Origin of the sequence: Microbacterium gorillae (genome assembly GCF_050990725.1) — a bacterium.
GTDB lineage: Bacteria > Actinomycetota > Actinomycetes > Actinomycetales > Microbacteriaceae > Microbacterium > Microbacterium gorillae_A.
Map to the genome: position 1 here is coordinate 3,535,720 of NZ_CP158844.1, position 15,355 is coordinate 3,551,074.

Below are 15,355 nucleotides of genomic sequence, written 5' to 3' on the forward strand. Positions count from 1 at the left end.
CGGTGCCGCCGAAAGCTGGAAAACGTCGCTGTGGCAGCGATCCGAGCGGCGTTTTCCAGCTTTCAGTTCCCGCGAGAGGCGATGGCACGGCGCACGGTCGCCAGCAGCTCCGACCCGTCGGACACCAGATCCAGGTGGGTGAGCCGGATGACGATCCACCCGCGTTCCTCCAGCGCGCGCTGACGCTGGATGTCCCGTCGCCATTGCGATGCATCGGTGCGATGCCCGTCGCCCTCGTACTCGATCGCGATGCGCCAGTGCGGGTACGCAAGGTCGAGGCGCGCGATGAGTCGGGCCCCGTCACGCGCCTCGTACTGGATGACGGGCTCGGGCAGACCGGCGGCTACCAGCACGAGACGCGTCTCGGTCTCCTTCGGAGATTCCACGCCCGGCCTCGCCAGGTGGAGAGCCGCACGGATCGTCGCGACGCCGGGAAAGGGTCCCCAGCGTCGCAGATGCTCGGCGATGAGGTCCGGGGTGAAGATCGGTCGACCGCGACGCAGCCCGGGATAATTGTCGGCCGACGTCAACAGTGCGTCGAGCATGACCGTCGCTGACATGGTTGTCAGTTCCGGGGCGCTGCTGAACGCGGCCGATACCGGATCGACGACGGCGATCTGTCCCATTCGCCACTCGTCAGCGCGATCGGCAGCCAGCCGTCGTCCCTGTATCCCGCGCGCGATCGGCGGCGTCGTGCTCGTCGGCACGCAGACGTGAAGCGGCTCGCCGACCTGCCACGGGCGCGGATACGGCAGACCCCAGAGGCGCGCCGCGGTCACACCGACGAAGAGTTGTCCGGGCTTCAGACGCAGCGCTCCGCTTGCGACGGCTTCAGCGAAGCTGTCCGGTCGAGAGGCCGCACGCACGCCGGGGTACGGCCGGTGCAGGTCACGGGCATCGGCTCGCCCGCGGCGAACGCCGAGCGCCTGCGCATCCCGCAGGGTGAAGACGGAGCCCAGTTCGGGCGGAAGCGGTATTCGATGGCGCACCGGCCCGATCCTGCCCCCGGCTCCTCTCCCTCACTCCCGTTCTCCCCCGTCTCCGCTCCTGTGGAGGAACCGATGCCGGATCGAAAGCTGGAAAACGCGGCTCAGAACGCGTTCCAGGCAGCGTTTTCCAGCTTTCGGCGGTGACTACTCGCCGGCGTCGGTGAGGTTCTCCGAGAGGATCTCCAGCACGCGACCCCGCGCATCCGCGGCGCGGGAACCCAGCTCGCGAGCAACCGCATCCACGAACACCTCGACAAACACCGCGTGCGCCACGCGCGACGTGTGCTCCAGCTCATCGCGGAACGAGACGCCCGAGGGTGCGATCACCAGCGACCGATCCGCCAGCTCGGTCAGCGCGGACGATGCGAACGACGTGAGCGCGACGATGCTCGCCGCGTTCCGGGCGGCGGCCGCGGCGCGCAGCGACGACTCGTTGGCACCCGAGCCGGAGATCACGAGGCACACGTCCTGCCAGCCGAGACCGCTCGCCGCGATCTGCTGCGCGATCGCGTCGGGAACGAATTCCGCGGGTCGCCCCACGGCGGTGAGCCGCATCGACAGGTCGCTCGCGATGGGTGCCGAGAGTCCGTTCGCGACGACGAGCAAACGCCGGGCCTCGGCTACCGAGCGGACGGCCGCCGACACCACGTCGTCGTCGAGCATGCTGATCGCCTGCGGGAGGGACTGCGCGACCCGATCGATCGCCGCGCGCATGCGGCCCACGACACTCTCGTCGTAGTCCGAGCCGGCGTCGCCGTGCGCGGCGAGCTCGGCCGCGAGCGCCACCCGCAGCTGCGGGAATCCGCGGTAGCCGAAGCTCTGGCAGGCGCGGATCACGCTGGAGCGGCCGATGCCCACGCGATCGGCGAGCTCCTGGGCGGTCAGCTCCACGACGGTCTCGGGCGACTGGAGCACCAGATCCGCCACGCGACGCTCGGTGGGCTGCAGCGAGTTCAGCACCGTGGCGATGCGCACGCTGGGTGGAGCGCTCCGAGCACCCGATTCACTGCTGCTTGACACGTGCACCCTCCATGATCCGCCGGCGCAGCGCCCCGGAGACGGCGTCGATGGTCATCGTGACGACCACCACGACGATCAGCAGCACGCCGACCGTCGACCACTCACGGTACTGGGTGTAGGAGGTGAGCATGTCGCCGATACCGCCGACACCGATCAGCCCGAGCACCGCCGACGAGCGGACGTTGATCTCGAACCGGTACAGCCAGAATGACAGGAAGGCGGGCGTGACCTGCGGCCACGCTCCCCACCGGATCACCTGCAGCGTGCCGCCGCCGGCGGCTCGTGCCGCCTCGATCGGGCCCGGGGAGACCGACTCGACCGCCTCATATCCCCATTTGCCGAGAGTGCCGACACCGTTGATCGCGAGCGCCAGCGCCCCCGTCAGCGGCGTCAGTCCGGTGACCGAGAGGATGATGATCGCGAAGATGATCTCCGGAACGGCGCGGATCAGCGAGAAGATTCCGCGCAGTAGCCAGCGCAGCCAGGCAGGGCCGAATCCCCGCGCGGCGAAGAAGCTGACCGGGGTGGCGAGCAGGATTCCCAGCACGGTGCCGATCCAGGCCATCTCGATCGAGCGCCAGGTCTGCAGCAGGGCGTCCGGAAGCTTCGCCCAGTTCGGCGATGCGAACATCAGCCCGAAGTACCGGATGATCTCGGCCGGCAGATCCGCCAGCCGCGACCAGGTGATGTCCACCGACCAGAACGCAACGATCACGACGACCGTGACCACACCGCCGACGACCAGTCGCCACGGATGGCGGGGTTTGGCGGGCAGCGCGTATGCGGGGCGCGCGAGATCGAGGGCGCTCACACCAGCCTCCGTCGGATCGCGTCGCTGACCACGTCGATGACGATCACCACGATGAGGATCTCCAGGATGATGAGCGAGAGCTGGTCGTAGCGGTAGAACGTACGAACCGAGTCGATGAGCAGGCCCATGCCGCCCGCGCCGACGAGGCCCAGCACGGTGGACGCTCGCACGTTCAGCTCGAACACGTACAGCACCTGGCTGGCGAACGCCGGCCAGGTGTCGGGAAGCACGAGTGCGCGGTTGATCTGGGTCTGCGTGCCGCCGGCCGCACGGCCCGCTTCGATCGGACCGGAATCGGTGATGTCGATCGCCTCCGACACCAGCTTCACGATGATGCCGAGATTGAAGATGACCAGCGCCAGGATTCCCGGGAGGGCGCCGACACCCACCATCGCGACGAGCACGGCGGCGTACAGCAGGTCCGGGATCGAGCGGATGATGTTGAGGATCGTGCGCACGACGCCGCGCGTCCACGCGGTGGGATTGCTCGGCCGTGCGGCCCAGAAGCTCACCGGCAGCGCGATCACGGAGGCCACCGCGGTGGCGATCACCGCCATCTGCAGCGTCTCCACCCACGGCGCCACGGTGCGCGGGAAGAACGTCCAGTCCGGCAGCAGGAGCTTGATGACCTTGTCGGCGCCATGCTGCCAGTTGCGCGCGATCGCCTGCAGGTCGAAGCCGATGCCGATGCCGGGAAGACACATGATCACGGTGATCACCACGACCACCGCCGCGATGGCCCACAGCTTCCAGCGCCCGCGGGGACGCTCCGGCAGCGTCACGGCACGGCCGGTGGCGAGATTCACCGAGCTCATGCGCCGGACCTGTCGGCGTTGGTGAGGGAACGGCCGTAGATCTCCTCGAAGTCGGCATCCGTGGCCGTGGCGGCCGGGCCGTCGTAGACTACCTTGCCGCCGCGCATGCCGATCATCCGGGTGCCGAACTCGCGGGCGAGATCCAGCAGGTGCAGGTTCACCAGCACCGTGATGCCGAGGTCGCGGTTGATGTCCTGCAGGTCCGTCATGACGCCGTGGGCGGTGGGCGGGTCCAGGCTCGCGACCGGCTCGTCGGCGAGGACGATGCGCGGCTGCTGCGCAAGTGCGCGAGCGATCGCGACGCGCTGCTGCTGTCCGCCGGACAGGGCCGAGGCGCGGTCGTAGAGCTTGGGGAGGATGCCCACCCGATCAAGGGCGTCGTAGGCGAGTTCCTTGTCGGACTCCCGGTAGGCGCCGATCATCGTGCGCCACAGCGGCGTGTGGGCGAGCCGGCCCACCAGCACGTTCTGGAGCACGTTGGCGCGACCGGCCAGGTTGAAGCCCTGGAACACCATGCCGATATCGCCGCGCAGGCGACGCAACGCACGGCCGGAGGCGCCGTCGACGCGGTGGCCGCCGACGGTGAGCGATCCGGAGCTCACCGGAACCAGTCCGTTGATGGTGCGGATCAGGGTGGACTTTCCCGAGCCGGACAGACCCACGACGGCGACCATGTCGCCCGCGGCGATATCCAGACTCACGTCGTCCAGGCCGACGACGCCGTTGGGATAGCGGACGGTGACGTGGTCGAGCGAGATCGACCACGGCGCGGACGCCGCGGCCGAAGCCGCGACGTCCGCGCTGTTGTGTGTGGCGGTCACTTACTGCAGTCCCAGTTCCTTCGCGGCCTTGGCCACAACGTCCAGCGACGACGGGTCGGCCGGGGCGAGCTTCGTGATCGAGTAGATGCTCTGCAGCGCCTCCGAGCCGGCCTCGGTGTTGGAGAAGTCCTCGAGAGCCTTCGTGATCTTGTCGCGCAGTTCGGGCGAAAGGTCGTCGGTGAGCGCGACACCGTCGTTGGGGATCTCCTCGCTGAGCGCGAAGACGACCACCTTCTGACCCACATCCGGGGTGTCCTTCATCACGATGTCGCGGGCATCCCAGAAGCTGAAGCCCACCTCGGCGTCGCCGTTGTACACGGCGAGCACGCTGGCGTCGTTGGCGGTCACCGGAAGCTTCTCGAAGTCCGTGTCGATGTCGAGACCGGCCTCCTTCAGCGCGAGCATCGGGTAGATGTAGCCGGCGGGCGAGCCAGGGCCGAGCAGCGCGACCTTGGCGCCCGCGATCTTCTCGATCGCGTCGAGACCGGCCGGGCCCTGCAGCGCGTCGGCGCCGTTGCAGAACAGCTTCCCGTCACGCTCGACCGGCTTGTCCGCGCAGTACTTGTCGGGGTTGTTCGTCATGAACTGCGCCGGGTAGGTGATGTTGCCGTTGCGCTCGGTCTGCAGCACGGTGTGCGCACCATACATGTCCGATGCCTGCCACAGCTGCAGGGAGGGCAGGAAGCCGATCTGGGCCTGGCCTGCGCCCATCGCCTCGACGGCGGCCTGGTAGTCCTTGGACACCACGCCGGTCACGGGGATGCCCAGCGCCTCGGTCAGCGCGTCGGTGAGCGGAGCCGCTGTCTCGACCAGACCCGACTGGTCCTGGGAGGGGACCAGCGCGAGCGTGAGGGAGGTCGGGTCGGACGCGGCTGCACCGGTCGCGGGGCCACCGGCATTGGCGTCACCGGACGCGCAGCCGGCGAGGCCGAGGGCGATGAGGGCTGCGGCGCCGAGGCCGGCAGCGCGGAGAAGGGAGGTGCGCATGGGGATTCGCTTTCGTGTGGGGGCTCAGTGGGAAGAGGTGGATGGGGCGGATGCGGGAAGCCAGGAGCGCAGGTCGTCCCACAGCTCCGGCAGAGTCGGTGCACGATGATCGGGAGCGGCGGACTCGTCCGCGAACTCGCCGATCAGTGCGGTGCGGCCACCCCGGCGGTGCACCGGGGCGAGGTCGTTGCGCCAGATGTCACCGATGCTCAGTACATCGGTGACGCCCTCCGCAGCGAGGTCATCAAGCAGGGCGTCCAGCCCCGCGGGCTTGCCGACGCTGGTGACGATGCGATCGAAGCCGCCCTCGATCCCCAGCGATTCGAGCGCCTCGGCGATGCGCACATCCGGTGCGTTGGTGGCGAGGATGCGCAGCACCCCCGCCTCCCCTGCGGCGCGGAGGAACTCCGCGAGACCGGCGGGGGCGAAGATCGCGGCTTCCGCGGTACCCAGCACGGCGCGGCTCGCGAGGTAGGCAGCGCTGAGGACGTCCGCGTCGACGCCGAGGTCCTCGGCGGCCGCGCGAATGACGTCATAGCCGTCCAACAGCTCCGGGGCGGGAACGGCGAGCGCCTGCTCGATGCCGGTCACGCCGCCAAGCTCCTCGACCGCACGGGCGTATGCCCGCAGCGGCCCGTCGCCGAGTGCGACGGTACCGTCGAAGTCGAAGATCACTGCTGGTCGGTTGGTCACGAATCCTCCTAGTGGACGTTGCGTCCATGATGCCGATAGATTGTGGACAATGCGACCACAGTGTGTGAACAGTGTGTGAACTCCGCCGCACAGACCGGAAATCTGCGACTTAGAGTGGGCCTATGACACCCTCAGCGGCGGCCGACCACAACGCTGACGACCCTTTCGTCCACGAGCTGGACGTTGCAGCGGTCCGTGCGTCCACGGACGCCGATCGCGCCATCGCGTCGCTTGGCTGGCTCGAAACGTCGATCGCAGAGGACCGGGACTCGGACGCATTCGCCGCCTGGGGAGAGTCCACCGTGATCGACGAGAACACGGGAGAGCCGGTGATCGGCACCGGGCTGTTTGGCGCGTTGCATCGGCGTGCGGGCATCGAGGCCACCTGGCCCGTGGGCAATGCCGGCCTGATCCACTGCTACGGATACCTGCTGTCGCTCGCCGCAACACCGTACGGGCTCAAGCGCGAGCGCTGGCTCACCGCCGACCTGGCTCGAGCCGCGGGCCGTGAGGACGACGCCCTCATTCCGTGGCGGCCCGGTCCGACGCTGCTGTCACGCGCCGCCGAGCTGATGACGAGCGCTCTGGACGACGACGCCTCCCCCCTCGATATTCCCGTTCCCGACACGGACGGCGTCATCTCGACGCGTGTCGGCGTCCTGCACAGCGCGGGGCAGTCGGCGGTGGCCTATAGCGTGGCCGGTCGCTTCATCACGACGTTTCCGATGACGGCGCCCCCGGAGCGCATTCGCGCCGATCTCATCGCGGAAGCACCACGCCTGCGCTGGAACGCCGTGCTCCCGGCGCGCGGTCATCCGCACCCCGTATCCTGAATCGTCCCGAACCGAACGAAACCAGGGGGAACTGTGGCCGCCCAGAAGTCCGCGAACCGCTCCGGCACGACCACCTACAACGACCGACCGAGCGCGCGTGCGCTCGGTGCCTTCATCTTCGCGAGCCGCTGGCTGCAGGCCCCGATCTACGTGGGTCTGATCGTCGCGCAGCTGGTCTACGTGGTCGTGTTCGTCTACGACCTGATCGGCCTCATCGGCGACGATGTCATCACGCCGATGGCCACCGGTCACCACCCGAACGAGTCCACCATCATGCTGGCGGTGCTCGGCCTGATCGACGTGGCGATGATCGCGAACCTGCTGATCATGGTGATCGTCGGCGGCTACGAGACCTTCGTCTCCAAGATCAACCTGGAACAGCACCCCGACCAGCCGGAATGGCTCAGCCACGTCAACGCGAACGTGCTGAAGGTGAAGCTGGCGATGGCCATCATCGGCATCTCCTCCATCCACCTGCTGAAGACCTTCATCGAGGTCTCCAACATGAAGGACGGCGTCGCACCCGGTATCGCGGACGGCGGCCACGGCAACGAGATCACGTGGGAAGGCGCGATGTGGCAGGTCATCATCCACATCGCCTTCATCTTCTCCGCGCTGGCGCTCGCGTGGATCGACCGGATGCAGATCACCGCGGACGCCCGCATGCGCGTGGCTGAGGCCGAGGCGACGAAGACGCAGCTCGAGGCCGACGTGCTGGAGAACTCCCTCCCCGAGGTGCACCGCGACGCCCGTCCCGCCGCCCCCGTCGTCTCCCCCGACCTGCACCCCTGATCGATCGCTGATCCCGCCTCCTGATCCCGCGAGACTTCCGTCTGTGGGCGAGAATCCGCGCAACGCGCCGATTCTCGCCCACATTTGGCATTCTCGCGGGTCATGGGTGGCGACATCTCGCGGGTCATGGGTGGCGACATCTCGGGACGGGGGCGCGCATTCTCGGGCGGAATGTGTGACGAACGAGAGGACGCGGATCGCGCTGCGCGGTACGCTCGGGGGGTGACTGAGCGCGCTCCCCTCTCCCGAAAACTCTCCGCCATCGCCGAGTCCGCGACCCTCAAGGTCGACGCCAAGGCCAAGTCGCTGCAGGCGGCGGGCCGACCGGTGATCTCCTACGCCGCCGGCGAGCCGGATTTCGCCACGCCGCAGTTCATCGTGGACGCCGCGGCCGAGGCGCTGAAGGATCCCAAGAACTTCCGCTACACCCCTGCCGCCGGCCTTCCGGTGCTGCGGGAGGCGATTGCCGCGAAGACGCTCCGCGACTCGGGCCTGGAGGTCGCGCCGAGCCAGGTGATCGTCACCAACGGCGGCAAGCAGTCGGTGTACCAGGCATTCCAGGCCGTGGTGAACCCCGGTGACGAGGTGCTGCTGCCGGCGCCGTACTGGACCACCTACCCCGAGGCCATCCAGCTCGCCGACGGCGTCCCGGTCGAGGTGTTCGCCGGTTCCGACCAGGAGTACAAGGTCACGGTCGAGCAGCTGGAGGCCGCCCGCACCGACAAGACCACGGTGCTCGTGTTCGTCTCTCCGTCCAACCCCACCGGCGCCGTCTACACGCCGGAGGAGACGCGCGCCATCGGCGAGTGGGCGCTGGAGCACGGCATCTGGGTGATCTCGGACGAGATCTACCAGAACCTGACCTACGACGGCGTCACGGCGGTCTCGATTGTCGAGGCCGTGCCCGAGCTCGCCGGACAGACCATCCTCGTCAACGGCGTGGCGAAGACCTACGCGATGACCGGCTGGCGCGTGGGCTGGATGGTAGGCCCCGCGGACGCGATCAAGGTGGCCGGGAACCTCCAGTCGCACCTCTCCAGCAACGTCAACAACATCGCGCAGATCGCGGCGGCCACGGCCCTCACCGGCCCGCAGGATGAGGCGGAGCAGTTCCGTCAGGCGTTCGACCGCCGTCGTCAGCTGATCGTGGCGGAGCTGTCGAAGATCGACGGCATGACCGTGCCGACTCCGCAGGGCGCGTTCTACGTCTACCCCGACGTCACGGGTCTGCTCGGCCGCACCTGGCGCGGCAAGACGCCCACCACCAGCCTCGAGCTTGCGGACCTGATCCTGGACGAGGTCGAGGTCGCCGTGGTTCCGGGCGAGGCGTTCGGTCCCTCCGGCTACCTGCGCCTGTCGTACGCACTGGGCGATGACGCGCTGCTGGAGGGTGTCAACCGCCTGCAGGAGCTGTTCCGCTCCTAATCGTCACCTCACGCATGAATGGCTCCGATCCTCGCGGATCGGGGCCATTCGCACGTTCCGGAGGCAGATTTCGTTGAGTTTGAGTCACGAAACGATATCGACGACTTGACTTCGAGTCTCGAACCCAACAGAGTATTCACCGTCGATGAAGACCCTTCGAGTCTTCATCGGAGGACGCCGACCGGCGTGACGTTCACAGCAAAGGAGCTCACAGAATGAACAAGAAGTACGCAGTGGCCGCATTCGGCCTCGCCGCGATGCTCACCCTCGCCGGTTGCGGCGGTGGCGGTGCTGGTGGCGGCGCGGGCGCAGGTGGCGGCGACGCGACCTCAGGTGCCGGCGGCAGCACGGACAAGGGCGACGTCCTCGTCGGCGTCTCGATGCCCACGCAGACCTCGGAGCGCTGGATCGCGGATGGCGACGCCGTGAAGAAGGGCCTCGAGGACGCCGGCTACCAGGTGGAGCTGCAGTACGCGGGCGACGACATCCCCACGCAGGGCCAGCAGATCGACCAGATGATCACCAAGGGTGCCGACATCCTGATCATCGCCGCGATCGACGGCACCGCGCTGTCCACGCAGCTGGACGCCGCTGCGGCCGCGAACATCCCGGTCGTCTCCTACGACCGCCTCATCCGCGACAACGAGAACGTCGACTTCTACGTCACGTTCGACAACTACCAGGTCGGTGTTCAGCAGGCCACGTCGCTGCTCGTGGGCCTCGGCCTGCTGAAGGAGGACGGCTCCGCCGGCAGCGCCACCGGACCGTTCAACATCGAGCTGTTCGCCGGTTCGCTGGACGACAACAACGCCCACTTCTTCTGGCAGGGCGCCATCGACACCCTGCAGCCGTTCATCGACAAGGGCACCATCAAAGTCCCGTCGGGCCAGACCAAGATCGACCAGGCGGCGACGCTGCGCTGGCAGCAGGAGACGGCGCAGAAGCGCATGGAGGACCTGCTGACCTCCACGTACAGCAACGGCACCAAGCTCGACGGCGTGCTCTCGCCGTACGACGGCATCTCGCGCGGCATCATCACGGCGCTCCAGGGCGTCGGCATGGGCCCGACGGTCGCCGACGGCCTGCCGATCGTCACCGGTCAGGACGCCGAGATCGCGTCGGTCAGCCTGATCAACAAGGACGTCCAGTTCGCCACGATCTTCAAGGACACCCGCAAGCTCGCCGAGCAGTCCGTGGTGGTGGCCGAGGACATCCTCGCCGGCGAGGAGCCCGAGGCGAACGACACCGAGACGTACGACAACGGCGTCAAGGTGGTCCCGAGCTACCTGCTGCAGTCGGACGTGGTCTACAAGGACAACATCCAGAAGCTGCTCATCGACTCCGGTTACTGGACCCAGGCCGAGGTCGACAAGGGCGTCGCGGAGTAAGCACGCCTTCGACGGGGGTGCGTCGCACACGCGGCGCACCCCCGCTCAGGCCACTGCACACAGCTGAAAGGAGGAATCGGCATGAACGCACCCATCCTGCAGATGCGCGACATCACCAAGACGTTCCCCGGCGTGAAAGCGCTTCAGGGCGTCGATCTCCAGGTCGCAACGGGAGAGATCCACGCGATCTGCGGCGAGAACGGCGCCGGAAAGTCCACCCTCATGAAGGTGCTGTCCGGGGTCTACCCGCACGGCACGTACGAGGGTGAGATCGTCTATGAGGGCGAGGAGGCCCGGTTCTCGTCGATCAATGATTCCGAGCACGTCGGCATCGTGATCATCCACCAAGAGCTGGCGCTCGTGCCCTACCTCAGCGTCGCGGAGAACATCTTCCTCGGCAACGAGCGCCGCGGGCGCGGCGGTCTCATCGACTGGGATCGCACCAATGCCGAGGCGGCGAAGCTGCTCCAGCAGGTGGGACTCGACGAGAACCCCACCACCCCCGTCGGCCAGCTGGGTGTCGGCAAGCAGCAGCTCGTCGAGATCGCCAAGGCGCTGTCCAAGAACGTGCGCCTGCTGATCCTCGATGAGCCGACAGCAGCTCTCAACGACACGGATTCCGCGCAGCTGCTGGATCTGCTGCGCCGGCTCCGCGAGGACGGGATGACGTCGATCATCATCTCGCACAAGCTCAATGAGATCGCCGCGATCGCGGACAGCACCACGATCATCCGCGATGGTCGCACGATCGAGACCCTCGACATGCACGACCCGACCTCCACGCAGGAGCGGATCATCCGCGGCATGGTGGGTCGCGATCTGGAGCACCGCTACCCGGAGCGCACCCCCGACATCGGCGATGAGGTCTTCCGCATCGAGAACTGGTCGGTGAATCACCCCACGCAGCCCGGTCGCGTGGTGGTCGAGGGGGCCAACCTCACCGTGCGTGCGGGCGAAGTGGTTGGCATCGCCGGCCTCATGGGCGCGGGGCGCACCGAGCTGGCGATGAGCGTCTTCGGCCAGACCTACGGTCGCGGCGCCACCGGCAAGGTGTTCGTCCGAGGACGCGAGGTGGACACGTCCACCCCGTCGAAGGCGATCGCCGCGGGCATCGCCTACGCCACCGAGGACCGCAAGCACTTCGGTCTGAACCTCATCGATGACATCCGCCACAACATCTCGGCCGCATCCCTCGGCCGCATCTCGCGCGGCGGATGGATCGAGGGCAACGAAGAGCTGGCCGTCGCGGAACGCTACCGCGCGGACATGAACATCAAGACGCCCACCGTGCTGGCCACCGTCGGAAACCTGTCCGGCGGCAATCAGCAGAAGGTGGTGCTCAGCAAGTGGATCCAGACGGAGCCCGATGTGCTGATCCTCGACGAGCCCACGCGCGGAATCGACGTCGGCGCGAAGTATGAGATCTATACGATCATCAACAGGCTCGTCGCCGCAGGAAAGGGCGTGCTCGTGATCTCCTCGGAGCTTCCCGAGCTGCTCGGCATCTGCGACCGCATCTACACCCTGGCGTTCGGACGCATCACCGGTGATGTGCCCATCGCGGACGCCGACCAGGAGAATCTCATGACCCTGATGACCCTCGAAAGGACCAACGAGCGATGACCGCCGTCAACAATCTCGCGAGCCTCGTGACGCGGAACCTCCGCCAGAGCGGCATCGTCGTCGCGTTCGTCGCGATCGTGATCTTCTTCGCGATCCTGAACCCGACCTTCCTCTCGCCGGGAAACCTCACCAACATCGTCCTGCAGTACTCCTACATCCTGATCCTCGCGATCGGCATGGTGATCGTGATCATCGCGGGCCACATCGACCTGTCGGTGGGATCGGTGGTGGCGCTCACCGGAGCCGTGGCCGCCGTCGTGGTGATCAAGGGCCAGCAGCCGTGGTGGGTCGGCGTGCTCGCCGCCCTCGCCGTCGGCATCGTGGTGGGTGCCTGGCAGGGCTTCTGGGTGGCGTACGTCGGCATCCCCGCCTTCATCGTCACGCTGGCTGGCATGCTGCTGTTCCGCGGCCTCACCTTCCTGGTGCTCAACAACGTGTCGCTCTCGCCCTTCGGTGGCGAGTACTACCAGATCGCCAACGGCTTCTTCAACGGCCTGCTGGGTGGGTACGGGGTCGATACGTTCACGCTCGTGATCTTCGGCATCGGCGTGCTCGGCTACGTGGTTTCCCAGATCCGCGCCCGTCGCGGCAAGATCTCCTACCAGCAGACTGTTGAGGGCCTGCCCTGGTTCATCGTGAAGCTCGTCGCCGTGGCCGCCGTGGTCATGTGGTTCGGCTTCCAGCTGGCCAGCAGCCGTGGTCTGCCGTTCGTGCTGATCATCCTCGCCGTCCTGATCATCGTGTACTCGATCGTCACGCAGAAGACCGTGTTCGGTCGCCACGTCTACGCGATCGGCGGCAACCTCAACGCGGCACTGCTCAGCGGTGTGAAGGTGAAGAAGGTCAACTTCTGGATCTTCGTCAACATGGGTCTGCTGGCCAGCATCGCCGGCATCGTGTTCTCCGCCCGCACCAACGGCTCGCAGCCCGGTGCCGGAAACATGTTCGAGCTCGACGCGATCGCAGCCTGCTTCATCGGCGGCGCGGCGGTCACCGGTGGTGTGGGTCGCGTGGGCGGTGCCATCATCGGTGGTCTGATCATGGCCGTGATGAGCAACGGCATGCAGCTCATGGGTCTGGACCAGGCGACCCAGCAGGTGGTCAAGGGGCTCGTGCTCCTCATCGCCGTGGCGTTCGACGTCTGGAACAAGCGTCGCGCGGGGGCCGCACGCTGATCCAGGTTCGCACCGGTGGCCGCGATAGGCTCGCGCTGTGAGCAGATGGCCGGCCGGATCCCAGTCAGGACTTCGCGAGGCGAACGCCGCGAAGATCATTGACACGATCAAGCGCTTCGGCGGGCTCACTCAGGTTGAGCTCGCCGAAGCGACCGGTCTTTCCGCGGCCACCGTCTCGGCCATCGTGAAAGATCTCTCGCTGTCGGGGATGGTGGAGACCCATCCGACCTCCCGCAGCGGTCGGCGCGCTCAGCTGGTCACGATCGCCCGGCGCACCGGTGTGGTCGGTGCCGTTCACGTGGGCAACCGATCCATGCGGGTGCGGCTCAGCGATGTGAATCAGACCTCTCTCGCCGAACGGTCCATGCCGCTAGCGGCCGATCATGCCGAAGACACGGTGCTCGACCGCATCGCCCTGCTGATCGTGGACATGCTGGGCATGATCGCGGCGGAGGCCGAGGACCTCATCGGTGTCTGCATCGCCGTTCCCGTCCCGGTCGACCCGGTCACCGGACACGTGGCACTGCGCGGCATCATGCGTCGGTGGGAGGGCGAGCCGCTCGCCGAGGTGATGAGCAAGCGACTGGCGTGCCCGGTGTTCGTCGAGAAGGATGCGAACCTCGCCGCCCTCGCCGAGTCGGTCCGCGGCACGGCCCGCGATGTCGCGGAGAGCGTGTTCGTGCGGGCGTCCCACTCCACCAGCGCCGGCATCATGATCAACCGGCGCATTCATCGCGGACACGACGGTGCCGCCGGCGAGATCGGGCACGTGCAGGTCGACCCGGCCGGCGCGATCTGTCGCTGTGGACAGCGCGGCTGTCTCGACACCGTCGCGGGTGCTGACGCGATCCTCGAACCGCTGCGCGCCACCTACGGACAGCTCAGTTTCCGCGATGTGATCGTGCAGGCCGCGGCGGGCGATCCCGGCTGCGCGCGAGTGATCGCGGATGCCGCCTCGGCCATCGGCACGGTTGTCGCCGGCCTCGGTCGTGCCGTCTCCCCCGCCGTCGTCAGCGTGGGCGGAGAGCTCACCGAGGCCGGTCCGATCTTCATGGTCCCCTTCACGAACGCCCTGCGCGCTCACACCCCCGCCGGCCTGCATTCCTTCCAAGACCCCGTTCCCTCCGCGTTCGGCACCGACGCCGAACTGGTCGGCGCCACCATCATGGTGTTGCAGTCCACGGATTCCACGTCCCTTCTCGAGGAGCGAGCATGAGCCTGCCCGTCTCGATGTCGGCAGCGCAGCCGGCACCGCCGCTGCTGAGCATGCGCGCCATCACCAAGCAGTTCGGCGCGGTGGAAGCGCTCAAGGACGTCGACTTCACCGTGCATGCGCGCGAGGTGGTCGGCCTCATCGGGGACAACGCCGCGGGGAAGTCGACGCTGGCGAAGATCATCGCCGGTGCCCTGACGCCCACCTCCGGGGAGATCGCCATCGACGGCGAGGCGCGCGATATCGCCTCCCCCTCCGACGCGCACGCCCTCGGCATCGCGACCGTGTTCCAGGATCTTGCCGTCTGCGAGAACCTCGACGTCACCGCGAACGTGTTCCTGGGCCGGGAGCTGCGCGGCAGCGGAGGCTGGATGCAGCAGGGCGAGATGGAGGTGGCCACGCGTGCCGCTCTCAATGACCTCGCCGCCCACATCCCCTCCATCCGCAGCCCGCTTCGTGAACTGTCGGGTGGTCAGCGCCAAGCGGTGGCCATCGCCCGCACGCTCATCGGCCAGCCGCGTCTGGTGATCCTGGATGAGCCGACGGCGTCACTGAGCGTGGCGCAGACGGCCGAGGTGCTCACCCACATCGAACGGCTGCGCGAGCTGGGCCTCGGTGTGGTCTTCATCAGCCACAACCTCGCGGATGTGCAGGCGATCTCCGACCGCGTCGAAGTTCTGCGCCACGGTCGCAACAACGGCAGCTTCAGCGCCGACGTCCCGCAGGCCGATCTCATCGCCGCGATCGTGGGTGCCACCCGTCACGGCTGA

At 67.6% G+C, this 15,355-nt stretch carries 15 protein-coding genes; 8 read left to right on the plus strand and 7 right to left on the minus strand.

Annotation, left to right across the window (positions count from 1 at the left end; all coding sequences use genetic code 11):
• Positions 1–62: 62 nt before the first annotated feature.
• From ABTV68_RS16355 to ABTV68_RS16385, 7 genes are all read right to left on the minus strand, one after another.
• Positions 63–989 carry an endonuclease domain-containing protein gene (locus ABTV68_RS16355; RefSeq protein ID WP_433674753.1) on the minus strand — a complete coding sequence of 309 codons (927 nt, stop codon included), beginning with the start codon at positions 987–989 and terminating at the stop codon, positions 63–65.
• 144 nt (positions 990–1,133) lie between these two features.
• Positions 1,134–2,009 carry a MurR/RpiR family transcriptional regulator gene (locus ABTV68_RS16360; RefSeq protein ID WP_433674754.1) on the minus strand — a complete coding sequence of 292 codons (876 nt, stop codon included), beginning with the start codon at positions 2,007–2,009 and terminating at the stop codon, positions 1,134–1,136.
• Positions 1,993–2,820, minus strand: coding sequence for a phosphonate ABC transporter, permease protein PhnE (gene phnE, locus ABTV68_RS16365; RefSeq protein ID WP_433674755.1), 828 nt, complete (start codon positions 2,818–2,820; stop codon positions 1,993–1,995). Before phnE (ABTV68_RS16365) ends, ABTV68_RS16360 begins: the two co-directional genes overlap by 17 nt.
• Positions 2,817–3,635 (minus strand): phosphonate ABC transporter, permease protein PhnE, encoded by an 819-nt coding sequence (gene phnE / locus ABTV68_RS16370; RefSeq protein ID WP_433674756.1) that lies wholly within the window; start codon positions 3,633–3,635, stop codon positions 2,817–2,819. Before phnE (ABTV68_RS16370) ends, phnE (ABTV68_RS16365) begins: the two co-directional genes overlap by 4 nt.
• On the minus strand, positions 3,632–4,456 hold the full coding sequence (gene phnC, locus ABTV68_RS16375) for a phosphonate ABC transporter ATP-binding protein (RefSeq protein WP_433674757.1): 825 nt from the start codon (positions 4,454–4,456) through the stop codon (positions 3,632–3,634). Before phnC ends, phnE (ABTV68_RS16370) begins: the two co-directional genes overlap by 4 nt.
• The gene (locus tag ABTV68_RS16380; RefSeq protein ID WP_433674758.1) at positions 4,457–5,443 is read right to left on the minus strand and encodes a phosphate/phosphite/phosphonate ABC transporter substrate-binding protein; all 987 of its coding nucleotides are present in this window, start codon (positions 5,441–5,443) and stop codon (positions 4,457–4,459) included. It abuts the gene before it with no gap.
• 24 nt (positions 5,444–5,467) lie between these two features.
• Positions 5,468–6,136, minus strand: coding sequence for an HAD family hydrolase (locus ABTV68_RS16385; RefSeq protein ID WP_433674759.1), 669 nt, complete (start codon positions 6,134–6,136; stop codon positions 5,468–5,470).
• Between the two features lie 122 nt (positions 6,137–6,258).
• Between ABTV68_RS16385 and ABTV68_RS16390 the strand changes: the two genes are divergently transcribed.
• The 8 genes from ABTV68_RS16390 to ABTV68_RS16425 all read left to right on the plus strand — a co-directional run bounded on the left by ABTV68_RS16390 (position 6,259) and on the right by ABTV68_RS16425 (position 15,355).
• Complete coding sequence (locus ABTV68_RS16390) at positions 6,259–6,969, plus strand: amino acid deaminase (protein ID WP_433674760.1); 711 nt, start codon at positions 6,259–6,261, stop codon at positions 6,967–6,969.
• A gap of 33 nt (positions 6,970–7,002) precedes the next feature.
• Positions 7,003–7,761 (plus strand): TIGR00645 family protein, encoded by a 759-nt coding sequence (locus ABTV68_RS16395; protein ID WP_433674761.1) that lies wholly within the window; start codon positions 7,003–7,005, stop codon positions 7,759–7,761.
• Between the two features lie 222 nt (positions 7,762–7,983).
• Positions 7,984–9,186: a pyridoxal phosphate-dependent aminotransferase gene (locus ABTV68_RS16400; RefSeq protein WP_433674762.1), complete on the plus strand. Its 1,203-nt coding sequence runs from the start codon at positions 7,984–7,986 to the stop codon at positions 9,184–9,186.
• 215 nt (positions 9,187–9,401) lie between these two features.
• The gene (gene chvE / locus ABTV68_RS16405) at positions 9,402–10,574 is read left to right on the plus strand and encodes a multiple monosaccharide ABC transporter substrate-binding protein (protein WP_433674763.1); all 1,173 of its coding nucleotides are present in this window, start codon (positions 9,402–9,404) and stop codon (positions 10,572–10,574) included.
• Positions 10,575–10,655: 81 nt separating this feature from the next.
• Positions 10,656–12,197, plus strand: a complete 1,542-nt coding sequence (mmsA, locus tag ABTV68_RS16410) for a multiple monosaccharide ABC transporter ATP-binding protein (RefSeq protein ID WP_433674764.1) — start codon at positions 10,656–10,658, stop codon at positions 12,195–12,197.
• Positions 12,194–13,372, plus strand: coding sequence for a multiple monosaccharide ABC transporter permease (gene mmsB / locus ABTV68_RS16415; RefSeq protein ID WP_433674765.1), 1,179 nt, complete (start codon positions 12,194–12,196; stop codon positions 13,370–13,372). Before mmsA ends, mmsB begins: the two co-directional genes overlap by 4 nt.
• A gap of 37 nt (positions 13,373–13,409) precedes the next feature.
• Positions 13,410–14,588, plus strand: a complete 1,179-nt coding sequence (locus tag ABTV68_RS16420; protein WP_433674766.1) for an ROK family transcriptional regulator — start codon at positions 13,410–13,412, stop codon at positions 14,586–14,588.
• A complete protein-coding gene (locus ABTV68_RS16425) occupies positions 14,585–15,355 on the plus strand; it encodes an ATP-binding cassette domain-containing protein (RefSeq protein WP_433674767.1) in 771 nt (256 codons plus the stop codon). The genes ABTV68_RS16420 and ABTV68_RS16425 overlap by 4 nt, the downstream gene beginning before the upstream one ends.